This window comes from Tateyamaria armeniaca (genome assembly GCF_045797845.1).
Taxonomy (GTDB): Bacteria; Pseudomonadota; Alphaproteobacteria; order Rhodobacterales; family Rhodobacteraceae; genus Tateyamaria; species Tateyamaria armeniaca.
In genome coordinates, this window is the sequence record NZ_JBHDIY010000002.1 from 966,872 (window position 1) to 989,125 (window position 22,254).

25 protein-coding genes are annotated in these 22,254 nt (G+C 60.1%); 5 read left to right on the forward strand and 20 right to left on the reverse strand.

Annotated features, from left to right (window positions below):
• Window positions 1-42: 42 nt before the first annotated feature.
• The 11 genes from ACERZ8_RS04795 to hisD all read right to left on the reverse strand — a co-directional run bounded on the left by ACERZ8_RS04795 (window position 43) and on the right by hisD (window position 9,940).
• On the reverse strand, window positions 43-1,341 hold the full coding sequence (locus tag ACERZ8_RS04795; protein ID WP_407590995.1) for a TRAP transporter large permease: 1,299 nt from the start codon (window positions 1,339-1,341) through the stop codon (window positions 43-45).
• The gene (locus ACERZ8_RS04800; RefSeq protein WP_407590996.1) at window positions 1,338-1,859 is read right to left on the reverse strand and encodes a TRAP transporter small permease subunit; all 522 of its coding nucleotides are present in this window, start codon (window positions 1,857-1,859) and stop codon (window positions 1,338-1,340) included. The genes ACERZ8_RS04795 and ACERZ8_RS04800 overlap by 4 nt, the downstream gene beginning before the upstream one ends.
• Window positions 1,860-1,920: 61 nt before the next feature.
• The gene (locus tag ACERZ8_RS04805; protein WP_407590997.1) at window positions 1,921-2,889 is read right to left on the reverse strand and encodes a TRAP transporter substrate-binding protein; all 969 of its coding nucleotides are present in this window, start codon (window positions 2,887-2,889) and stop codon (window positions 1,921-1,923) included.
• A 38-nt stretch (window positions 2,890-2,927) separates the two neighbouring features.
• The gene (locus ACERZ8_RS04810) at window positions 2,928-4,184 is read right to left on the reverse strand and encodes an NAD(P)/FAD-dependent oxidoreductase (protein ID WP_407590999.1); all 1,257 of its coding nucleotides are present in this window, start codon (window positions 4,182-4,184) and stop codon (window positions 2,928-2,930) included.
• Window positions 4,185-4,238: 54 nt separating this feature from the next.
• Window positions 4,239-5,345 (reverse strand): alpha-hydroxy acid oxidase, encoded by a 1,107-nt coding sequence (locus ACERZ8_RS04815; protein ID WP_407591000.1) that lies wholly within the window; start codon window positions 5,343-5,345, stop codon window positions 4,239-4,241.
• 3 nt (window positions 5,346-5,348) lie between these two features.
• The gene (comE, locus tag ACERZ8_RS04820) at window positions 5,349-5,903 is read right to left on the reverse strand and encodes a sulfopyruvate decarboxylase subunit beta (RefSeq protein WP_407591001.1); all 555 of its coding nucleotides are present in this window, start codon (window positions 5,901-5,903) and stop codon (window positions 5,349-5,351) included.
• Window positions 5,900-6,406 carry a sulfopyruvate decarboxylase subunit alpha gene (comD, locus tag ACERZ8_RS04825; protein WP_407591002.1) on the reverse strand — a complete coding sequence of 169 codons (507 nt, stop codon included), beginning with the start codon at window positions 6,404-6,406 and terminating at the stop codon, window positions 5,900-5,902. The genes comE and comD overlap by 4 nt, the downstream gene beginning before the upstream one ends.
• Before the next feature lie 51 nt (window positions 6,407-6,457).
• The gene (locus tag ACERZ8_RS04830) at window positions 6,458-6,871 is read right to left on the reverse strand and encodes a universal stress protein (protein ID WP_407591003.1); all 414 of its coding nucleotides are present in this window, start codon (window positions 6,869-6,871) and stop codon (window positions 6,458-6,460) included.
• Window positions 6,872-6,901: 30 nt separating this feature from the next.
• A complete protein-coding gene (locus ACERZ8_RS04835; protein WP_407591004.1) occupies window positions 6,902-7,882 on the reverse strand; it encodes an alcohol dehydrogenase catalytic domain-containing protein in 981 nt (326 codons plus the stop codon).
• Window positions 7,879-8,640, reverse strand: a complete 762-nt coding sequence (locus ACERZ8_RS04840) for an SDR family NAD(P)-dependent oxidoreductase (RefSeq protein ID WP_407591005.1) — start codon at window positions 8,638-8,640, stop codon at window positions 7,879-7,881. The genes ACERZ8_RS04835 and ACERZ8_RS04840 overlap by 4 nt, the downstream gene beginning before the upstream one ends.
• Entirely contained in the window at window positions 8,633-9,940 is a 1,308-nt protein-coding gene (gene hisD / locus ACERZ8_RS04845; protein WP_407591006.1) for a histidinol dehydrogenase, read from the reverse strand. Before hisD ends, ACERZ8_RS04840 begins: the two co-directional genes overlap by 8 nt.
• A gap of 323 nt (window positions 9,941-10,263) precedes the next feature.
• On the opposite strand from hisD, the gene ACERZ8_RS04850 reads away from it, so the two are divergent.
• A complete protein-coding gene (locus ACERZ8_RS04850; protein WP_407591007.1) occupies window positions 10,264-11,286 on the forward strand; it encodes a LacI family DNA-binding transcriptional regulator in 1,023 nt (340 codons plus the stop codon).
• Window positions 11,287-11,328: 42 nt separating this feature from the next.
• On the opposite strand, the gene ACERZ8_RS04855 is transcribed toward ACERZ8_RS04850, so the two are convergent.
• From ACERZ8_RS04855 to ACERZ8_RS04885, 7 genes are all read right to left on the reverse strand, one after another.
• Window positions 11,329-12,312 (reverse strand): DMT family transporter, encoded by a 984-nt coding sequence (locus ACERZ8_RS04855; RefSeq protein WP_407591008.1) that lies wholly within the window; start codon window positions 12,310-12,312, stop codon window positions 11,329-11,331.
• 20 nt (window positions 12,313-12,332) lie between these two features.
• A complete protein-coding gene (gene leuB, locus ACERZ8_RS04860) occupies window positions 12,333-13,436 on the reverse strand; it encodes a 3-isopropylmalate dehydrogenase (protein WP_407591009.1) in 1,104 nt (367 codons plus the stop codon).
• Window positions 13,437-13,506: 70 nt separating this feature from the next.
• Complete coding sequence (locus ACERZ8_RS04865) at window positions 13,507-14,523, reverse strand: endonuclease/exonuclease/phosphatase family protein (protein WP_407594162.1); 1,017 nt, start codon at window positions 14,521-14,523, stop codon at window positions 13,507-13,509.
• Window positions 14,520-15,356: a hypothetical protein gene (locus ACERZ8_RS04870; protein WP_407591010.1), complete on the reverse strand. Its 837-nt coding sequence runs from the start codon at window positions 15,354-15,356 to the stop codon at window positions 14,520-14,522. The genes ACERZ8_RS04865 and ACERZ8_RS04870 overlap by 4 nt, the downstream gene beginning before the upstream one ends.
• Window positions 15,357-15,649: 293 nt before the next feature.
• Window positions 15,650-16,255, reverse strand: a complete 606-nt coding sequence (gene leuD / locus ACERZ8_RS04875; RefSeq protein ID WP_407591011.1) for a 3-isopropylmalate dehydratase small subunit — start codon at window positions 16,253-16,255, stop codon at window positions 15,650-15,652.
• On the reverse strand, window positions 16,255-17,658 hold the full coding sequence (gene leuC, locus ACERZ8_RS04880; protein WP_407591012.1) for a 3-isopropylmalate dehydratase large subunit: 1,404 nt from the start codon (window positions 17,656-17,658) through the stop codon (window positions 16,255-16,257). The genes leuD and leuC overlap by 1 nt, the downstream gene beginning before the upstream one ends.
• Window positions 17,659-17,893: 235 nt before the next feature.
• Window positions 17,894-18,382, reverse strand: a complete 489-nt coding sequence (locus ACERZ8_RS04885) for a hypothetical protein (protein ID WP_407591013.1) — start codon at window positions 18,380-18,382, stop codon at window positions 17,894-17,896.
• A 229-nt stretch (window positions 18,383-18,611) separates the two neighbouring features.
• Here ACERZ8_RS04885 and ACERZ8_RS04890 point away from each other — a divergent pair, with 229 nt between their 5' ends.
• Window positions 18,612-19,973: a mechanosensitive ion channel family protein gene (locus ACERZ8_RS04890; protein ID WP_407591014.1), complete on the forward strand. Its 1,362-nt coding sequence runs from the start codon at window positions 18,612-18,614 to the stop codon at window positions 19,971-19,973.
• On the opposite strand, the gene ACERZ8_RS04895 is transcribed toward ACERZ8_RS04890, so the two are convergent.
• Together ACERZ8_RS04895 and ACERZ8_RS04900 are read right to left on the reverse strand one after the other, a co-directional pair.
• Window positions 19,910-20,146 carry a helix-turn-helix domain-containing protein gene (locus ACERZ8_RS04895; protein ID WP_407591015.1) on the reverse strand — a complete coding sequence of 79 codons (237 nt, stop codon included), beginning with the start codon at window positions 20,144-20,146 and terminating at the stop codon, window positions 19,910-19,912. The genes ACERZ8_RS04890 and ACERZ8_RS04895 overlap by 64 nt on opposite strands.
• Entirely contained in the window at window positions 20,143-20,676 is a 534-nt protein-coding gene (locus ACERZ8_RS04900) for a hypothetical protein (protein ID WP_407591016.1), read from the reverse strand. Before ACERZ8_RS04900 ends, ACERZ8_RS04895 begins: the two co-directional genes overlap by 4 nt.
• A gap of 67 nt (window positions 20,677-20,743) precedes the next feature.
• Here ACERZ8_RS04900 and ACERZ8_RS04905 point away from each other — a divergent pair, with 67 nt between their 5' ends.
• From ACERZ8_RS04905 to rlmH, 3 genes are all read left to right on the forward strand, one after another.
• Window positions 20,744-21,262 (forward strand): hypothetical protein, encoded by a 519-nt coding sequence (locus ACERZ8_RS04905; protein ID WP_407591017.1) that lies wholly within the window; start codon window positions 20,744-20,746, stop codon window positions 21,260-21,262.
• A 144-nt stretch (window positions 21,263-21,406) separates the two neighbouring features.
• Window positions 21,407-21,763 carry a ribosome silencing factor gene (rsfS, locus tag ACERZ8_RS04910; protein WP_407591018.1) on the forward strand — a complete coding sequence of 119 codons (357 nt, stop codon included), beginning with the start codon at window positions 21,407-21,409 and terminating at the stop codon, window positions 21,761-21,763.
• A 10-nt stretch (window positions 21,764-21,773) separates the two neighbouring features.
• Window positions 21,774-22,244, forward strand: a complete 471-nt coding sequence (gene rlmH, locus ACERZ8_RS04915) for a 23S rRNA (pseudouridine(1915)-N(3))-methyltransferase RlmH (RefSeq protein ID WP_407591019.1) — start codon at window positions 21,774-21,776, stop codon at window positions 22,242-22,244.
• Window positions 22,245-22,254: the final 10 nt, after the last annotated feature.

A 22,254-nucleotide genomic window follows, 5' to 3' on the forward strand; every position in this document is an offset into this window, starting at 1 on the left:
CGGTGTCGAGCATCAGGATACCAACCGACCGCTCCTCCATCGCTATTTGCTGAGCGTTTCTGGCAGCCACAGGGCCAGACCGGGGAACAGTACTAGCACCACGATGAACACGCACATCACACAGAACATCGGGAACGACGCCTTGGCGATAAAGCCCATGTCCTTGCCCGTCATGCCCTGCAACACGAACAGGTTGAACCCGATGGGCGGCGTGATCTGCGCCATCTCGACCACGATCATGAGGTACACGCCGAACCACAACATGTCGAAGCCCGCCGCTCGGACCATCGGCTCGATCACCGCCATGGTCAGTACGATCGAGGACAACCCGTCAAGAAAACAGCCCAGAATGATGTAGAACACTGTGAGGATCAGGATCAGCATCACCGGCGACGGGTCCCACGCGGAAATCCCGGTCGCGAGCGCCTTGGGGATGCCGGTAAAACCCATGGCCAGCGACAGGAACCCCGCCCCCATAAGGATCAGCATGATCATGGCCGTGGTGCGCACCGATCCCATGATGCTTTCCTGCACGTTCGTCCATGTAAGTCCGCCCTGAAACGCCGACAGGAGGAACGCGCCCAGCACGCCCAGCGCTGCCGCTTCGGTGGCCGTCGCGACGCCGGAATAGATGGAACCAATCACCGCCCCGATCAGGCATAGCACCGGCAGCAGGTCCAGCAGCTTGCGACCCAGATTGGAGACCTCGACCGTCAGGTCAGGCTTGAAGGTCGCCCGGTTCAGAACCGACCAGGCTGCCACGTAGATCATGAAGAACAGGGCCAGACACAGGCCCGGGATCATGGCCGCCATGAACAGCTTGGTGATGCTTTCGTTGACCGTAACGCCGTAGATGATCATCGAGATTGACGGCGGGATGAGCAAGCCGAGGGTGCCCGCGCCAGACAGGGTGCCAATGATCATGGACTCAGGATAATTGCGCGCCCGCAATTCCGGGATCGACATTTTTCCCACTGTCGCCACAGTCGCCGCAGACGACCCCGAGATGGCAGCAAACACTGCCGAAGCACCGATGTTGACGTGCAAAAGCGAACCCGGAAGGCCCCGCATGAACGGCGCGAGGCCCCGAAACAGGGTTTCGGATAATCGGGTTCGAAACAGGATTTCGCCCATCCAGATGAACAGTGGCAAGGCCGTGAGGGTCCACGACGATTGTTCGCCCCAGATGGTGACAGCCATCGAATCCCCGATGGGCGCATTGGTGAACAGGGCCATGCCAAGGATGGCCGTGGCCAGCAGCGCCGCACCCACCCAGACACCAAGGCCCAGCAGGATGAAAAGCGTCGACAGAAAGACGATGATGGACAGGGTTTCAGTCATACTTCACCGGGTCCCGCCGCATGCTCGGGATTGACGGCGTCATAGTCAAAGATCGCCTGTATCAGCGTGTGCACCACGGCCACGGCCAGCAACCACGCACCAGCGGCCACAGGGGCCTGCGGGATCCACATCAGGATCGCATCCGCCCCCTGACTGCGCTCGCCAAAGTCGTAGCTGTCATAGGCCAGCCGGGTCATGTACCACGCGACGAAAATGGCGATGCCGGACATGAAGGCCAGGCTGAACACCTCGATCCGCCGCCGCGCCGGACCCGTGAACCGCTGGACCAGCAATTGAACCCGGATGTGCCCGTTCGAGCGGAAGGTATAGGCCAAAGCCATGAAGGTGCTGGTTGCCATGACATATCCGGCCACATCTGCCGCACCGCCCGCATAAAGGCTGAGGAGGCGCGCCACGATGCTGTAAAGGATCAGGCAACACAGCAGGATCAGCAGCAGCCCCGCCAGGAACCCGGCGATGCGATAGACACCGTCCAAAGCGTTTGAAAGTGCCCGCATGCCGAAATCCTCTCCGTTGTGAACGAGGCGCGGCGGGCGACAAACCCGCCGCGCACGTGCCTTACTTGGCCGCTTCGAACGCTGCGAGGGCCGCAGCGCCCTTGTCGCCTGCACGCTCAAGCCATGCAGCACGCAGATCGTTACCGACCTTTTCGAACTCGGCCTGCATTTCGGGGTTCAGAGTGCCCACGTTCATGCCGTTGGCCGTGAACTGTTCGATGTACCAGCTGTCCAGTTCCTCGGCCTTGGCCCAGCAGGTTTCTTCTGCCGTGGCGGCGGCAGTTTCAATCACGGCCTTGGTGTCGTCATCAAGGGCCGCCCATGTGCGACCGTTCACGATCACCATGTTGCGGGGCAGCCATGCCTTGACGTCGTAGTAAAAGTTCACATGCTCCCACAGCTTACGGTCATAGCCTGTGGACCCGGACGAGATCATCGATTGCGCAACGCCGGTGGCAAAGGCCTGCGCCAGCTCTGCCGCTTCGATAGTGGTGGGGACCATGCCCAGACCATCGGCGAACTTGGATGTGGTCGCATTGTAGGCGCGGAACTTCATGCCCGAGATGTCATCGAGCGAGTTTGCCTCGGACACAGAATAGAACCCCTGTGGCGGCCACGGGCAGGAATACAGCAGATGCACACGGCTTTCTTCCAACGTCTCGATCAGGGTCGGTTTCGTCGCTTCGTAGAGCGTCTTGGCGTCGGCAAAACTGGTGGCGAGGAAGGGCACTGAATCCAGCTCGTAGATCGCATCGTCATTGCCCAGCGCGGAAATCAGTCGCTCGCCAATCGGTGTCAGACCACGGCGCACGGCGTTGAAGATTTCACCACCCGCGAACAGCGACCCCGACGGGTGCGTCACAATCTCGATATCCGAATTTGCGGTGACCTCGGCAGCAAAGGCTGCCGCGATTTCCGAATGGTAGTTGGTTGCGGAATAGGCCAGTGCCATGTCCCACTTTTCGGCCTGCGCGGCCCCTGCCATCAGCAGGGCGGTAGCCCCTGTCAGTACAAAGCTTCTAAATGTCATTTTGGTCTTCTCCCGGTTGGTTTTCTGTTGATCGAATGTCAGCGGATAAAGCGCGATGGCGCAAAGGGGTCGGCCGGTATTTCTGGCGATGTGCCCTCCATGAGGTCGGCCAGTACGCGGGCCGTTCCGGGGCCCGTATTGAAACCGACATGTTGATGCCCGAAGGCAAGGTACAGTCCCGGCCGTCCGGGTGCCGCGCCAATGACCGGACGGCTGTCCGGAAAGGTCGGGCGGCGTCCCATCCAAGGGGTGTTATCCCGCCGTTCGCCCAGATTAATCGCTTCGCGTGCGGACGCTTCCGCAAGGTCAAGTTGTGCGTGATTTGGCGGCGCATCGCAATCGGTGAGTTCAACACCGGTTGTCATCCGCAGCCCGTCCTCCATCGGGGACAGCACATAACCACCGGAAACATCGTAGACCGGGCGGGTCAGAGCCAGGTTGCCACCATCGCCCGCGCCCCCGAAATGCATATGATATCCACGCTCGTAGGCCATGGGCACGCGCATACCCGCCCGTTCCAGAAGGCTGCGCGACCATGGGCCCATTGCGACGACCACACGATCTCCGTCGAACGGCCCTTTTTCGGTGTTGGCCAGCCAGCGATCATCAAGACGTGTGAGCGACGCAACTGACGCCTGCACGATCCGCCCGCCACGATCCGTGAACAGTTTTGCATAGGCTTCGACCACGCGGCCCGGCGCATTCACCGACATCGCATCCTTGATCCAGAGGGCGCGTTCAAAGATCGGGTTCAGCCCCGGCTCAAGATCGCCGAGGCCGCGTCTGTCCAGCGCTTCGGTTTCAACATCGAACCGGTCAAGCATATCCCGCCCGAATGCGCCGGCGTCAAAGGCCGCACTGTTGCGATAAAGATAGATCCACCCGGTTTCGCGCAGCCGATCAAGCACGCCCGCCTCGCCGAGCAGCCGTTTGTGCGCCGGGAAGGACAGGTTGATCAGCCCGTCCATCGCGCGTGCCGTTTCCAGAAACGGAGCCATCCGCGCATTGGCTAAAAACCCGGTGGCCCAACCTATATTGCGCAGCATGAAGGGCCATGAATAGCGCAGACCGACAGATTGATTTCCCAGCAATTTGGGCAATCCCGACCAAAGTGCGGGATTGTTCAGCGGCATCAGGGACGAGCGGGCGATAACCCCTGCGTTGCCATACGACGTCTCTTGCCCGGGTGCGCGGCGGTCGATCAGTGTCACCTGTGCGCCGCGCGTCTGCAATTCGAGTGCTGCACAGACGCCGACCATTCCGGCGCCCAGAACGATAACTGTCTTGTCTTTCAAACCGGCATGCATCTGATCACGATAGGCGGACGCGCGCGGCGTGACCAGCGTCTGTCAGTTGCGTGGATGGGTTGGAATGCGATCCACGCCGATCTGCGCCATCGCGATGCTCATCTCGTCACTCAGCACGTCCCACAACCGGGTCAGACCGGGTTCGCCCGCCGCCGCGATGGCAAATTGCAGGATACGTCCGAAGAACACGAAATCCGCGCCCGCCATCAGAGCTTTCAGCGCATCCTCACCCGACCGCAGCCCACTGTCATAAAAAAGCGGAAAGGTATCGCCAACAGCCTCGCGGATCAGGGGTAACATCTCGATTGGGGCAGGTGCGCTTTCAAGTTGGCGCGCACCATGGCTGGACACCTGAATGGCGTCGACACCCGCATCACGCAAGGCGACGGAATCCTCAACGTCCAGCACACCCTTGACCACCAGATTGCCGGGCCACGCGTCGCGCAGGCGCGCCAACGTGTCCCAATCGGCTTTTGCGCGGCTTTCGGTGCGATCAAACTCGTACCCCGGCATCTCGAAATTCGCCATCTGTGGCTTGCCCGCCGCCAGCGAAGTCAAGGACCAGCGCGGATGCAAGGCAAAGTCGATGAACTGACGCGGGCCGATCTTGAACGGCATCTTGAACCCGTGGCGCAACTCGCGCGGTCGGCGGCCCACTTCGGGCACATCCACAGTCAGCACCAGTGTCTTGTACCCCGCCGCCTTGGCCCGTTCGACCAGCTTGAAGGTGCCCGTTCCGTCACCGCTGAAATAAAGCTGAAACCACGCATGCCCCTCGGCCACTTCGATGATCTGTTCCATCGGGGTGGAGGCGACAGTGGACACGCCATGCGGTATCTTGTGACGTGCGGCAAGACGGGCCAGCATCAGGTCCGCACCAGGGCCGGACAGGTTGCACATGCCCATCGGCGCAATGCCAAAAGGGCGCGCGGTTTCTTCGCCAAACAGGCGGGTGCCAAGAGAACGGTTGCTGACATTGCGCAGGATGCGTGGGCGCAAGGTAAGGGCGTTCATCGCGGCACGATTGCGATCCGCGCCGGTTTCGGCCCCTGCCGATCCGTCGATATAGTCAAAGATCATCCACGGCAGACGGCGGCGGGCCAGCCGCCGCGCGTCTTCCGCGGAATGGATGTGGGCAGCAGCCCCCATACCTTAGCTTGCAACCGCCTTCATAAAGCGGTCCTTGATCACCACAGGATCCATCGTAATGACAGGCAGCTTGATGTTGCCGCTGTCGCATTTGGACACGATGATGGTCATCTGCTTGCTGTCGATGGCCGCCTGCAATGCCTTGCCGGTGTCGACGTCCTGACAGGTCACCACGTTTTCACAGCCACAAGCCGCAGCCACGTTTTCTAGCTTGGTCTTTTTGCCCGCATATGTCGGCTGGTCACCAGTGGAGCCATAGGATCCGTTGTCGATGATCAGCAGGATGAAGTTGTCGGCCACGTTGTTTGCGATCGTCGGCAAAGTCCCAAGGTTGGTCAGGACGGACCCGTCACCATCAATGGAGATGACCGTCTTGTCCTGTGCCGGGGCAAGGCCAAGGCCGATGGAAGACGACAGGCCCATGGTGCCGAGCATATAGAAGTTGCGTTCGTTGTCGTCGATCATGTGCAGTTCCTGGCTGGGCAAACCGATGTTGCAGACAACCAGATGATCCCGAAGGATGGGCGCGATTTCGCGCAGGATTTCTGAACGGATCATTGGTCGCCATAGCCTCCCCAGAAGTTGGCGTCGGTCAGGATCGCCACGGGTTTGTTGCACATGAAGGTGTATTTCAGGATGTTATCGAATTCCTCGACATCCTTTTGCCAGTGAAAGTGGTAGGTCGGGATGTTCATCTGAGCGAGCAGCGCCTTGGTGTGAACCGCCATTTCTACCTGACAGGCGACCGGTTCGCGCAGCTCACCACGATAGGAGATCAGCATAGGCAGCGGCATCCGGTAGTACTGGGTCAGCGTCGCGAGCGTGTTGATGGTGACGCCAATGGCGGTGTTCTGCATGATGATCATCGGACGTTTTCCGCCCATATGAGCGCCTGCGCACAGCCCCATGCCCTCGTCTTCCTTGTTGGCGGGGATGTGGAAGATTTCTTTGCGCGCCTCGACTTCCTCAATCACCCCGGCCAGCTGTTTGCAGGGCACGGTGGTCACAAAGGAAACGTCGTTCGCGACAAGATCATCAACGATCTTCTTGTCGATATTCATGGGGGTTTTCGCCTTTCTTGGGTGAGGCCCGAAGCGGGCCGGTATCGCAGGTTAAGTGTCAGATCGGTGGACGTGCACGGCGCAAGGCGCGTGACGCACCACGCGCGCGGACGTCGAGCCGAGGAAATAATCGCTGAGGCCGGGTTTGTGCGAGCCAAGGACAATGCAGTCGACATCGTGGCTGGCTGCATAGTCGATGATGGCGCGCGCCGAATGGCCTTCGACCAGAACACCGTTGATTTCGGGATGCCCGGCCAGCTTGGCCGACATGTCAGTGCGGGCTTTTTCAAAGCCCGCGGCAATGGTTTTTTCGTCGACATATGCGCGCACGGATCCTTCGGGGGCTTCGTGCACGTGCAGCCCGACAATCTCGCCGCCTTCGTTCAGCAACGCCTTTGCGATGGTGAGTGTCTGTTCGGATACGCCGTGATCAAGCGCCATTGCGACCATGATTTTATTGTACATCCCAATTCTCCATTCTGTCTGGTTTCAACCTCACGCCCATGGGTCCAAGACGATTTTCGGAGCCGCGACTGTGCCTGCGCGCAAATCGGCAAAGGCTTGTGCCCCTTCTTCAAGTGGGCGGTGCTGGACCCAGTCCAGCGGACCAAGTCGGCCGTCGAAAATGGCCTGCGCGGTGTCGCGGAAGTCCTGGGCGGTGTAGGTATAGGTGCCGATCAGGGTGATTTCCTGCAAGGTCATGCGGCGGATATCGAGGCCGCCGGTGTCCTCGCCCAGACCCACATGCGCAATCGCGCCACCTGGTGCCGCAAGGGCGGATGCGGTGGCACGCGTGGCGGCATATCCGACTGCGTCAATAACAACGGCAAACTGGCCTTCGGCAAATTCGACGGCCTCTTGCCCGCATGTGTCAGTCAGAAAAGCACGCCGCCCTGCATTGGGTTCGGCAATGACGACGTCCTGAACCCCCATCGCCCTGAGAGCGAGGGCGGCTGCCAGCCCAATGGCCCCGCCACCAAGAACCAGCGCGCGCTGTTCCATCGCCGGATGCAGACCAGCAAGAGCAAGGCGCACGGCGTGCCAACTGACGGCCAACGGTTCTGCGAGCGCGGCAATGTTCAGCGCGATGTTGTCCGGCACATCCACTAGGTTGCTGTCCGGCATGGTGATGAACTGGGCAAAAGCCCCTTCGCGCGGCTGCATCGAGATGATCTGCCGTATCGGGCACAGGTTCTCACGACCCGACAGGCAGGCGGCACAGACATTGCAGGTGACCAGCGGATTGACTGTCACACGCGCACCATCACGCGGCCCACCCACAATCACGCCTGCAGCCTCATGGCCGAGGATCAGGGGCGCAGGCCGTCGCGCGTCGTGCCCGAGATAGGCATGCATGTCCGACCCGCAAATACCGACGGCCTCAACCTTGATCAGGTGTTCGCCGTCCTGCGCCACCGGATCGGGCACATCACGTATCGTCAGCGTTTCGACACCTTCATAGACAAGCGCTCTCATTTCGCGGTGAACCCCCCGTCAACCATCAGGATTTGCCCGGTGACATATGCGGATGCGTCCGAGCATAGAAACAGGATCGGGCCGTCCATATCCTCCATCGTGCCGTTGCGATTCATGCAGGTTTGCGCGGCATTCCGCGCCGCACGCTCTGGGTCGGAAAACACGGCTTGTGTCAACTCGGTCGGGAAAAACCCCGGGCCTATGGCATTTGCGGTGATGCCGTCACCCGACCACGCTTCGGCCATGGCTCGGGTCAATTGGCCAATCCCGCCCTTGGTCGCGCCATAGGCGATGCCTGACGGAAAGGCGCGCGTGGTCTGCAAAGAGGCAAAATTCACGATCCGCCCCCACCCCTTGGCCCGCATCGCAGGCACCAGCGCCTGGGACAAAAAGAACGGAGCCGACAGGTTCAGCGCAAGGGTCTGATCCCACGCCTCTGCTGTGACGTCATCTGCGGCCTGCCTCGGGTTCAGACCGGCGGCGTGGATCACGATATCCGGCGCGCCAAAAGGGTCCGAAATCGCAGCGCAGGTTGCGTGCACCGCATCGCGGTCCGCCACATCCGCCACAACGACATCCGCACTATCGCCAATGTCGTCCTTGAGCGATTGCAGCGCCTCGGCGCGCCGCGCCACGCCAATCACCTTTGCGCCTGCAGCTGCCAGAACCATAGCAGTACGCCGACCGATGCCAGAACTGGCCCCGGTCACACATGCCACGCGGCCTGTCAGATCAAACAGGCGGCACGGATCATCCATCTGCAGACAGATCGAAGTTTTCGCCGGGGAAGTATTTCGCCAGACGCACATCCGCCGCGCGCGCGTGGCCTTCCATGCCTTCAAGCCGTGAAATACGCGCCGTCGCTTCGGCCACGGCCTTGGATCCGTCGCGTGTGGCGCGCTGCCATGTGACGATTTTCATGTATTTGTGCACGCTCAGACCACCGGTATAGGAGGCTGCACCTGACGTGGGCAGCACGTGGTTGGTTCCGGTCGCCTTGTCGCCGTAGGACACAGTGGTTTCTTCACCCAGAAACAGCGAGCCGTAGCAAGTCAGCTTCTTGAGCCACCAGTCGAGGTCAGCGGCCTGCACGGTCAGGTGTTCGGGCGCGTATTCATCCGAACAGGCGGCCATGTCCTCGCGATCCTTGCACACGATCACCTCGGCATAGTCGCGCCACGCAGCAAAGGCGTTTTCGCGGTTGAGCTCGGGCAGATCGTCGATCAGGCCGGGGACCATATCCATGACCTTGACGGCCAGATCACGATCATCCGTGACCAGCCAGACGGGCGAGTTATACCCATGCTCGGCCTGGCTGACGAGGTCGGTCGCAACGATATGGGCGTCCGCGTCCTTGTCGGCGAGGATCAGGCTGTCCGTGGGGCCCGCGATCATGTCGATGCCGACGCGGCCAAAGAGAATGCGCTTGGCTTCGGCCACGAACTGGTTACCGGGTCCGACAAGGATGTTGGCGCGCGGCAGTCCGAACAGACCATAGGTCATCGCCGCGACACCCTGCACACCGCCCATGGCAAGGATGTTGTGCGCGCCGCAAATGTGGGCCGCATAGACGATGGCCGGGGCCACACCCACACCGGGGCGCGGCGGTGAACAGGCCGTGATGCTCTTGCAGCCCGCAACGCTCGCTGTTGTCACGGTCATGATGGCGCTGGCGATGTGGCTGTAGCGCCCGCCCGGGACGTAGCACCCGGCTGCATCCACCGGGATCACCTTTTGACCGGCAACAAAACCGGGCGTGATCTCCATCTCCACATCGGTGGTCGTGCCCTTCTGCAACTCTGCAAAACGGCGCACGTTGTCATGGGCAAAACGGATATCGGCCTTGAGCTTTTCGGGAACAAGATCGCATGCCGCGTCGATCTCGTCTTGCGTCATCAACACGTTGCCCTCGTAACGGTCGAACTTGGCCGCATATTCCCGCGCTTTGTCGTCACGGCCAGCCTCGATGTCGGCAAGAATGGACTTGACCGTTGCGTGGACTTCGGATGCGTCCGACGCGGGCGTAAGTGACGCTTTTTTCAGGTATTCACGTGTCATGATCTGCGGATCCTAGTCATTTGTGGCCATCTGGCGCTGATCGGCGCGGATTGGCATCGGGATGGTGAGGCGCGGAGGCATCGAATGGGCAAAATACAAAAGCAAAACGGCGTCCCGTGACATTCAGACGATACCCGGTTGCAGCGGCCGACGTCCTGACCAGACATCGGTGATCGCATCTGAGCGCCCTGAGAACAGCACGATTCGTGGGTCAATCTAGGCGTTTCCATACCTCAAATGCAAGCGCTTACATTTTGTGCGCGACATTTCGATTTTTTGGAATATGATGTTCGAGATACATGAATCTCTACACCAGGTTTTTGATGTCCAGCTTGCGATCCATCCCAACCCTAGACGATGTTGCCCGCGCCGCAGGCGTGTCCACGGCAACCGTATCGCGCTGTCTCAATTCCCCCGACAGGGTGATCGAAAAGACCCGGATCAAGGTGATGGCAGCGGTGGAACAGCTTGGCTACACGCCCAACTTTGGCGCACGTGCGATGGCTGCCAAGCGTACCTTCACCATTGGTGCCATCATCCCGACCATGGAAAACGCGATCTTTGCGCGCGGGCTTCAGGCCTTTCAGGAGGCGCTGCATGCACGCGGCTATACCCTGCTTGTGTCCAGCAGCGGTTATAAAGCGGATGTAGAGGCGGAACAGATCCGCGCGCTGGTCGCAAGGGGTGCAGACGGGCTGTTGCTGATCGGTCGCGACCGCGATCCGTCTATTTATGAATTCCTGCAGCACCGGTCCGTCGCAACCCTGATCGCATGGACGTTCGAGAAGGGCAGCACGCAGCCGTCCATCGGCTTTGACAACCACGCAGCGATGAAAGCGTTGGCCACAGCGGTCATCGGCAAGGGGCACCAGCACATCGGCCTGATTTCGGGCATCATTGAAGGCAATGACCGGGCGGCGGGACGGTATGCGGGGATATGCGACGCGTTGCGCGCCCATGGGCTTGATGCGACAGCGATGCCCATCATCGAAACACCTTACGAAGTCGAAAATGGTGCCGCCGCCTTTGCGGACATGATGCAGCGCACACCCCGCCCGACTGTTGTTATGTGTGGCAACGATGTTCTGGCCGTTGGTGCGATGAAGCGGGCGCGTGACATGGGATTGCGCGTGCCCGAGGACGTGTCGATCACCGGCTTTGATGATATCGAACTGGCCCGCATCGTCACGCCGGAACTGACGACCATGCACGTGCCCCACCGCGATATGGGACAGCGCGCGGGCGAAGAGTTGGTGAACATGCTAGAAGGCACAAGCGCCGGGTCGGTTGTCGAGTTGGAATGTGCGCTGAAGCTGCGGGCGTCACTGGGCCCACCGCCAGCATGACCTGTCGTTGCCGGGCAGGTGCCGGGCCCGGATCGCCCAGCGCTATTGCGGAGGTTTCTCTGTCTCGGCAACCTTGTCGCGGTGCCGCCCGCTGGTCATCATATCGCTGATCCGGAACGTGGATGGCGTGCCAATGCGGCTGCGGGTGCGCAGCACGGGTGTGTTCGCCGAATTGCCCCCACGGCTTTCGCGGAACACGATGAACACGCCGGAGGCGATGATGATGGCCGCGCCAATCCCTGTGTAAAGGTCCAGCCCCTCGTTGAAGAACACGAACCCGTACACGGTGGCCCACAGGATTTGGGAATACTGCATAGGCGCGACGATCGCCGCCTCGCCCGTCTGATACGCGGCAATGATGATCCGTCCACCAACCCAGGCAAAGACAGAAATGATGGCGAGATATCCCAGATGCTCTATCGGCATCGGAATGTAGACAAAGGGCAGCATCGCCCCCATCACCACGAAATTCGCCACCATCGGATAAAGCATCACGACCACGGGACGTTCTTCGCCCCCGATCTTGCGCAACACGATAGAGGCAAAGGCCCCGGTGAACGCGGCCAGCAGGGCGGCGGCGTGACCCAGACCCAACTCGGACCCGCCGGGGCGCAGTACCACCATCACTCCAATCAGCCCGACCAGAACCGCCAGCCAGCGTGGCAGTCGCACCTTTTCCCCAAGGATCGGGATCGACAGCACCGTGATCAGCAACGGAGTGGCAAACAGGATCGCATAGGTCTGGGTGAGCGGCAGATTGGAGAACGCATAAAACGCGGCAAAGCCGGTGATCACTGCCGCTACGGTGCGCATCGCAATCCACCACGGGTGCACCGGCATCAGCGTGCTGGGCGCGCGATCCCGCATGAGGGCAATGGTCGCCAGTGGAAAGCTGAGCAGGACGCTGAAGAACACCAACTGGATCGGCGAATAGGTCGCGCCGAGAGTTTTGATGAACACGTCATGGGTCGAATAGACACCAAACGCCAACAGGGCCAGCAATGCGCCTTTGATATTCGGAGACATGTGGCTGACCCTTTCGCGGGTTACGGGCTGGCGTCCAGAGCGGCGAGGATCACATCCCCCATTTCAGTGGTCGACAAAGCGGTGCCGCCTTCGGGACCCATCAGGTCAGCGGTACGTGCGCCATCGGCGAGCACCTTTTCGATCGCGTTCTCAAGGCGCGTCGCCTCGTCGCCATGATCAAAGGAATACCGCAACGCCATTGCAAAGCTGAGCATACAGGCGATCGGGTTCGCCTTGCCTTGCCCGGCAATATCGGGGGCCGAGCCGTGCACAGGTTCGTACATCGCGCGGGCCCGACCGTTTTCCATCGGCGCGCCAAGGCTGGCGGAGGGCAACATGCCGAGCGAGCCGGTCAGCATCGCGGCGCAATCCGACAGAATGTCGCCGAACAGGTTGTCGGTGACGATGACGTCGAACTGCTTGGGCGCACGCACCAGCTGCATCGCGCCGTTGTCGGCATACATGTGCGAAAGTTCGACCTCGGGGTAGTCCTGGCCGACCCGCGTCACAACCTCGCGCCACAGAATGCCGGACTCCATCACGTTGGCCTTTTCCATGCTGCACAGCTTCTTGCTGCGCTTCATGGCCAGATCAAAGGCGGAGCGGGCGGCCCGTTCGATCTCGCCCTCGGTGTAGCGTTGGGTATTGATGCCCACACGTTCATTGCCTTCCTCGAAGATGCCGCGCGGTTCGCCGAAATAGACGCCTGAGGTCAGCTCGCGCACGATCATGATGTCGAGGCCCGCAACGATGTCCTTTTTCAGCGAAGAAAAGTCCGCAAGCGCGTCAAAGCATTGTGCAGGGCGTAAGTTGGAAAACAGGTCCATCTCTTTGCGCAGGCGCAGCAAGCCCCGCTCGGGTTTGACCGAGAAATCAAGGTCGTCGTATTTCGGTCCACCCACGGCACCCAAAAGAACTGCATCGACCTGAAGCGCCTTGGCCATCGTGTCATCATGCAACGGCGTGCCGTGTGCGTCATAGGCCGCACCGCCCACCAGATCCGTCGACACATCAAAGGGCATGTCACGCTTGGCACCAAACCAGTCGATCACGCGGACGACCTGATCCATGACTTCGGGGCCAATGCCGTCACCGGGCAGGATCAAAAGAGATGGGTTGGACATATGTGAACTCCTGAAATCGACGTTTGGCTTCGACTACGCGCGCAGGGATGCGGCGTCAATAAGGCGGGGTTCAATAAGACAGGTCGACCCAGACAAGGTGGTGACGACTGGCCGTGGTCGCTGTTTTTGCAAGCGGATCATCGGGTGCAGGCCACAGCACGCCGCTGTCGATCACCCGCCAGTGGGTCGATGGCAGCACGTAATCCGAGCGCAAGTCACCGGGCACCGGATCGTCCCAATCTGCGGTGTCCGTGCCCGCATACCCGGACGGTCTCACATCTTGCAGTTTGTCCGAGCCAAGCAAGGCATGGATGGCGTTTTTGATGCCCGACCCGTCCACCGGATCAAGGTTCGCATCGCCCGCAATTACAAACGGACCGGGTGGTGGTGTCCCAATGACGCCGTCCAGCACCTGTAACCACAGCATGATCTCATCATGGTTGCGCTTGCCATTGCGATCCTCGGGGCCGTCAAACACAGGCGGGCTGGCGTGGAACGTCATCACGTGGAATGGGCCCTGAGGCCCCATAATCGGAACAATCCAGTGCCCGGTGGTCGACAGCCGTTGAATGGCTTGGGCCTCTTCACTTGGAAATGGCGCGCCATTCACCTCGGGCAGCAAGGCACCGGGCACATTCTTCCACAACAGGGCGGATAGGTCCTGCACGTTGGCGGCATCGATGGGGAACCGCGACAGGATCGCCATACCACCCTGCCCGGAAAACCGCCCATAGCTTTGCGCATCGCGGGGACCGCCAAGCCGCCCATCACCGTCCATATCCAGACCGGTTGGCATGCCGGTGTTGGGACGCCGCGCAAAGTAATGGGGGTATCCCGCCATATCCGCAAAACGGCGCAACGCTTCGCTTGTCAGATCATAATCGATGCCTTGCAGCGCCAGAACATCTGCGTCCGCTTCGGCAATAATGGCCAGAACTGCGCCGATCTGTTCATCCTGCCCGCGCGCCAGATCACGCAGGAACAGGCCCGGCCCGTCACGTTGCAGTTCAGTGTTGTAGGTGGCGATGCGCAGGGTTTGCGCCTGTGCAACTGTGCCTGCAATCAGGCACAGGCACAGGGCAATCAGGCGACCTGAAACTCGTTTTCGGCGGTGGCGTAGGCGCGCTTGCGCTGATCCCGGATCATCTCGGCGATCCGCTGCAAGGCGATACCACGCATGATCATGCTGGCAGGAAGGAAGGCCCATGCGCTCATTGTCCAGATCAGGGTTTGCGGGTTCTCAAGCGAGATCGGGTTTATCAGATCAGCGGCCAGTTTGACCACTGCAGGAATGGCGAAAGGCAGCAGGAACCCCAAAACGATGTTGATGCGCGCATCACGGTTCAGACGCTGCAACACGTCGCCACCGGTGGTCGGATCAAACAAGGGCAGATTCACCCAGACGTTGAATGCACCCTTGCGTGACGGCCAGCCAAGAACACGCACCAGCACAAGGAACGCGGCCATGGCCGTGAGCGACGCAAGGTAGGACAGACCGGCGGCAGTGCGCACGGACTGGACCACTTCGTAGTCCGAACCCGCAGGCAGCATCAGCACAACCAAGCGGACAGGCGAGTAGGGGAAATCGATGCTGTTTCCGACAATTGTGCCGACGGATGTCAGCGCGTTTGTGGTCGTTGTCGGGTCGACTTTGCCTTTGCAGATCAGGCTCAGCATCAGGACCGTGACGAACAGCGCGATGAAACGAAGACGGTTGAAGGGCGCGGCATCTCGGAATTCGACGATGCTTGGGCTGGCGGAATTGTATTCGACGAATGTAAGGAAGGCGGCCAAAAGCGCAACCAAAACAGTGGCTTGCGAGGTGTCTATCGACATGCCGGGCACAATCAATGCCGGCAGGGCGATCATTAACGCCATCAAAAGGCCGCGTATCGCGGCACCATATAGTCGTGCTATCACGTCTCGTTCCCTTCAAACTGGTCAGCCGCGATGCATTGCCGCGTGCTTGTCCCAACTTGATCCCACCGGGTCAGGCGGGTGCCTCATTGTTGCCCCATTTGTGCCTTGATTGACCCGGTCGCTCAAGTGTTGTGGTTAACTTGACGCAACTCCTTGGACATTTTCAGGGAAGGGGTGGTGCCATTGTGCATCATTACTATGGCGGGTTTTAGGCAAAGCCCAAGATGTTGTGCTTGGGCTTTGCGAGACGCATACCGATCTTAACTTTTCTACCTCAGGTGGTTAATTTTTGCTCACACCCAGGGACGCGCTTGCGCAGCTTGTGCCTCAAAGCTCTGGATGCTGTCAGCCTTGGCCATGGTCAGGCCAATGTCGTCCAGCCCTTCTAGCAGGCAATGCTTTTTGAACGCATCCACCTCAAAGCTGAACACCTCACCATCGGACGTGGTCACCGTCTGCGCTTCAAGGTCTACGGTCATGCGGGCGTTGGCACCCTTCTCGGCGTCCTTCATCAACACGTCCACCGCTTCGGCGGGCAGGGCGATGGGCAGAATGCCGTTCTTGAAGCAATTGTTGTAGAAGATGTCCGCAAAAGAGGTCGAGATCACGCAGCGGATGCCGAAATCCTTGATCGCCCAAGGCGCATGTTCACGGGACGACCCACAGCCAAAGTTGTCCCCGGCCACAAGGATCTCTGCATTGCGATAGGCATCCTGGTTCAGCACGAAATCGGGAATTTCATTGCCCTGTCGGTCAAAACGCATCTCATCAAACAGGTTCACGCCAAGGCCCGACCGCTTGATCGTTTTCAGGAACTGCTTGGGGATGATCATGTCCGTGTCGATATTGACCAGCGGCATCGGTGCCGCGATGCCCGTCAGTGTGGTGAATTTGTCCATTACATCATCTCCCGCACATCGGTGAGTTTTCCTGTGATGGCCGCCGCTGCTGCCATACCGGGCGACACCAGATGCGTTCTGCCCTTATAACCTTGCCGTCCCTCGAAGTTGCGGTTGGAGGTCGACACGCAACGCTCCCCCTCGCTCAGCTGGTCAGGGTTCATCGCGAGGCACATGGAACAGCCCGCAAGGCGCCACTCAAACCCGGCCTCCTTGAAGATATCGGCCAGGCCTTCTTCCTCCGCCTGCGCGCGCACGAGGCCCGAACCGGGGACGATCATGGCGCGTTTGACCTTGATCTTCTTGCCCTTGAGGATTTCAGCAGCAGCCCGCAAATCCTCGATCCGGCCATTGGTGCACGAGCCGATGAAGACCGTGTCGATTTCGATATCCGTCAGCGGTGTGCCAGGGGTTAGGCCCATATAGTCAAGCGAACGCTGCGCCGCGCCAACCTTGCCACCCTCAAAATCGTCTGCCGATGGCACCGATGCGGTGATTGGCAGAACATCCTCGGGCGATGTGCCCCACGTAACCACTGGTGCGATGTCTTCGCCCTTAATGGTGACAACAAGATCCCAGTGGGCGTCATCGTCTGAATAAAGCGTCCGCCACCATGCTTCGGCCGCTTCCCATTGCGCGCCTTTGGGGGCGTGCGGGCGGCCCTTGCAATAGGCATAGGTCTTTTCATCCGGGGCAATCAGACCGGCGCGCGCGCCACCTTCAATCGCCATATTGCAAACGGTCATGCGCCCTTCCATCGAAAGATCGCGGATCGCTTCGCCGCAATACTCGATCACGTAGCCGGTGCCGCCTGCAGTGCCGGTCTTGCCGATCACCGACAGGGTGATGTCCTTGGCGGTGACACCGGGGGCGAGTTTTCCCGTGATCTCGACCTTCATGTTCTTGGACTTTTTCTGGATCAGCGTCTGGGTGGCCAGCACGTGCTCTACCTCGGAGGTGCCGATACCATGAGCCAGCGCGCCGAATGCGCCGTGGGTCGCAGTGTGGCTGTCACCGCACACGACGGTCATGCCGGGCAGCGTCCAGCCCTGTTCAGGACCAACGATATGCACGATGCCCTGCCGGATGTCGGAAACAGGGTAGTAATGAATGCCGAAATCCTTGGCGTTCTTGTCGAGCGCTTCGACCTGCACGCGGCTGTCTTCTGTCATCGTGGCCGCGTTGGCGCGGTCAAGCGTCGTGGGCACGTTGTGGTCGGGCACCGCGATGGTCTTGTCCGGCGCGCGCACTGTCCGCCCCGTCATACGCAGCCCCTCAAAGGCCTGCGGGCTGGTCACTTCGTGTACCAGATGGCGGTCGATATAAAGCAGGCAGGTGCCGTCCTCGGCCTCGTGGGCGACGTGGGCATCCCAGATTTTGTCATAAAGCGTCTTGGGGGACATGTGGTCCTCTCCCTTGGATGTAGATGTGGAAACAGCAGGCGTCGGAGGCGTCATGTGACGCCTCGTTTATAGGCGTGCCAGCACCGTGTGCGTCGCCCCGAAAAAGCGTTCGCGCAGGCGCGCGCGGTCGTCCATATCAAACAGGCGTGTCATGAGAGATGCTGTTATCGGGATTCCCCGAGCCAATCAAGCAAGCGCATCATTCAACAAGGCAAGCCTTGATTAGCGGTGCCCGTCAGGGACGGGCTGTTGTGACGCGGGGCGGAACTGTCGGGCGTTTCGGGGAAATACGCGGCGGCCTGCCGTCCGGATGTGGCAGAACGGCCAGAAACAGTGCGGACCACCACATTGCCCCGGTCAAAAGCAAACTTGGCAGTGCAGTGAGCGTCGCAAGGTTGCGCGATGTGGGTTCTGGCAAATTCATGTTGATCACCGCAAGATACCCCAGCGCCATGGCCACGATAAAGACAGCCGACGACGCAAGCATCGCACCAAAGCCCTGCAACAGTCCCATGGGTTCGCGCAAAAATACTGGCTGCCATTGGGGTTTGCGCAATACAAGAGCAACGGCAAGCGCAATCAGCGTGAACACCAGCGAACGCATCAGAACGCCATCCAGCACAAAGATCGGCATCGTAAAGAAGGACAGGCCGACAAGCAGCATCATATAGCTGCTTTGCAGATGCAGGGCCAAACGATAGGTGCTACGGATAAAGCGATGCATGGCGCAATCCTTTGTGTTGCTTTGGCTGCTTGGCTACGGGCGAACTGTGCAAGGACTGTGTTCGCGGTTGGGCCATTTATCGCAACCAGACGGGCCCTTGCTTCGCTTGTCCTGCTCTGCCACGTTTGAAGCAACACGAGGAGCAGTATGGCCAACCACACGACTGAGCCAGTCATCGATTCCGTGACCGATGCCCTGGCGTCCACGGCAGAAGCCGCCGCCAGCGGCGATGGGGCGACCTTGGTCGAGATCGGTGTCGGAGCTGTTCCAGTCGCTGGTTCTGGCAGCCGAAACCATGTTGATGTCGCTGTTGCGGCCATGGGTCGGGTATCAGGTGCTGATCGCGCTTGCGTTGTTCGTGATTGCCCATTTGCTGCGCCGGTGGCTGGGCCCACCCATCCGCACCTGGATGGGCACGCGCGAAGGGTGGCCCAAATGGCGCATGCGGGTTCTGGTGGTCATTCATCAGCGGCTGCGCCAGATCTTTTTTGTCACCCTGATATGGCTTGTCGTGCTGGTCATGCGCGAAGTCACATGGCCATCGCGCAGTTACATCCTGTCGCTGGTCGGTACACTCGCGCTGGCATGGCTGCTGGTCACCTTTGCCACGCGCCTGATCCGGTCGATCCTTCTGCGTCGTCTCGTCCGGCTTGGCGCGCTGATATACGTCACGCTTTATATTCTTGGCATCGTGGATCAGGCGTCGCGCATTCTGGATGCAGCGGCGATCAGTATAGGCGAATTCCGCCTATCATTGTTGATGATCGTGCAAGGGATTGTGGTTATTGGCGTCCTGCTGGCCCTTGCCCGCTTTGTCACCACGACAACCTCGGCGCGCGTCGCCAGAAACGAAGATATTTCACCGTCCATGCGGGTGCTGATCACCAAGGTGGTCCAGATCGTCTTTTATGCGCTGGCGTTCTTTATCGGGGTACGCTCGCTCGGGATCGATCTGACGGGGCTTGCGGTTCTGTCCGGGGCGATCGGTGTCGGCCTTGGCTTTGGCCTGCAAAAAGTCGTGTCGAACCTCGTGTCGGGCGTCATCATCCTGCTCGACAAGTCGATCAAGCCGGGGGATGTGATCAGCCTTGGGGACACCTTTGGCTGGATCCAGACACTGGGCGCGCGCTATGCCTCTGTGGTCACGCGGGATGGCCGCGAATACCTGATACCGAACGAGGATCTGATCACCGGGCAGGTGGTGAACTGGTCGCATTCGAACGAATTTGTGCGGCTCGACATCTATTTCGGAACAGCCTACGGCGACGATCCGCATGTGGTGCGAAAACTGGCCGTTGAAGCAGCCGGAGATGTCGAACGGGTCCTGACCAGCCGCCCTCCCGTGTGCCACATCGTCGGCTTTGGGGACAGTTCGGTCGACTATATCCTGCGCTTCTGGATCACGGACCCGACCGGGGGCCTGACCAACATACGCGGCAACGTCTATCTGGCGCTATGGGACATCTTCAAGGAAAACGACATCTCGATCCCCTTCCCCCAGCGCGAGGTGCTTTTGCTGGGCCGGGATCAGCCCACGGACACATTCGCAGATACGCCTGCGCCTTCCGCTTCCAGCAAGTCCCCCGGCTGACAGTCAAGTGCTGCGCAAAGCCGGGCAAGCGTTTCAAATCGCACGCCCTTAACTTTGCCCGACTTCAGCAGGCTCAGGTTCTGTTCGGTGATGCCGATCTGCGCTGCCAGATCCCGGCCTTTGATCTTGCGCCGGGCCATCATCACGTCCAGCCGGACAATAATGCGGGTCATACGAACGCCTCGTTCTCTGCCGAAATACGGGCGGCTTCGGCCTGGATCCAGCCAAACAAGGCAACCAGACCCGCGGTCAGGAACAGGAACAGCTCGGACGAGCCAAACCCAACGGCCAGAGAGCGCTGGCCCGCCGGATTGCCCCAGGTCAGTGCTGCCACGACAATCGTGTGGTCGATCACGCTGACACCCGCAAGTGTGAGCAGCCCAATCCCCATCCGCCGGATCAGGCGAGCCGTTGTTGCTGCAAACACCTCGCCCTGCGCGCAGGCAACCAACCACGTGCGAAGGCACCAGATGACCCAAAGCAAAAGCGCCATCTTGGTCGCCTCGACCCCCGCCCAGATCAAGACAGGTGTCGTGCCCAACTGCTCTGGCAGGCTCAGACCGGCATAGTGCGCGCGCAAGGCGTCTTCGTTCACGCCGCCCGTGGCCAACAGTGCCAAAGCGCCTAACGGCAAGACCAGAAAGCATGTCATAGCCAGATAGGACAGCCAGCGGGCCCGGTGCGAGATTTTATCAGTCATCATTTTGAGCTTCCCTTTTCAGAACTACTTTTTATTGTAAAACAGTAATTTTTGATTCGAAAGAGTGAATATGCGTAAACAACTCCTACTTGCCGGTCTGATCCTCATCGGGGCGTGCAGTCACATCGCGCCTCGCACGCTGTTCGCCTTGCGCGACCTCGATCCGCTGACGGCAGACCCAGCGGATATCGCCGTGATGATCGACGTGCCCGACAGCGTCGCCGTGCAACGCGGAACGGCCATCCTGACATTTGGTGCCCGGCAAGACGCCGGTTCGCAGATCGAACGAAACTTTGTTCTGGCACGGCAGGCCAACACCTTCTTTGTGGATCAGCAGGATCACGCTGACCTCGCCGCCCTTCAGGCGCGCATCAAGGCGTGGAAGGATGACGATCCTGACGGAACCACCGGCTCAATATCGATCCATTTCCAACCCTGCAAAACCATGCCTGACATACCCGATGACCTGCGCGGTTCCGTCGCCATCCAATTGGAACAGGACGGCCCATTTCTGCCCCTGTTCACCGATGCACCCCTCGATGCATTGCTGAGCAAAGAGTCGCAGGAGACGATGGAACCCTGCTCATAATCCCGGCATTCATTGAAATGTCACCAAGGCGTTGTTACCATAAGGGTGTCCCAGCGCCGGGGACGTTGGCGGCGCGATGAAAAGGAGGACGATGTCCTGTCAATCTCTGCAGAAGCGGTGCGCGCCGCTGATGGGGCTGCGGCTATGGTAGCCACAGCCAAAACGCAAGCCACAAGCGAGCTACTCCTTGCGGCTGTTCTTTCCTCTCTCTCCGATGACAAAGCCGAAGACGTTGTGCAGATCGATCTGCGCGGCAAGACCGAGATTGGTGACTACATGGTCATCTGCTCAGGCCGTTCGACACGTCAGGTGTCTGCCATGTCGGAAAAATTGGTGGAGCGGCTGAAAGGCGAATTCGGCGTCAACGCCCGTACCGAAGGCAAGGGAACAGGCGATTGGGTGCTGATTGATACGGGCGACGTGATCGTCCACGTCTTCCGCCCCGAAGTGCGCGAGTTCTATCAGTTGGAAAAAATGTGGCAGCCCACCGCCACCAACTGATCGCACACTGATGCGCGTCCATATCTGTGCTGTGGGCCGCCTGCGCGGCGGGCCCGAGGCAGACTTGATTTCAGACTATACCACCCGCTTTGACAGAACGGGCCGGGCGCTGGGCCTCGGCCCGCTTTCGATTTCAGAGGTCGAAGACCGCAAGGGCGGCGGCATGACAGCCGAAGCCGATCTGCTGCGCCGCGCGATACCCAAAGGGGCGGTGATCTGTTGTTTGGACGAACGAGGCCGCGTCGAATCTTCGCCAAATTTTGCCAATCGGCTGGCCGCGTGGCGGGATTCCGGACGCAGCGATGTGGCCTTTGTCATCGGCGGGGCGAACGGGACTGATCCCTCCCTGCGCGGCGATGCCGATCATTTGCTGTCCTTCGGTGCTATGGTCTGGCCGCACATGCTGGTGCGCGTGATGCTGGCCGAACAGCTATACCGCGCCGCCTCGATCCTGGCCGGATCGCCCTATCATCGGGCATAAGCCCACACCG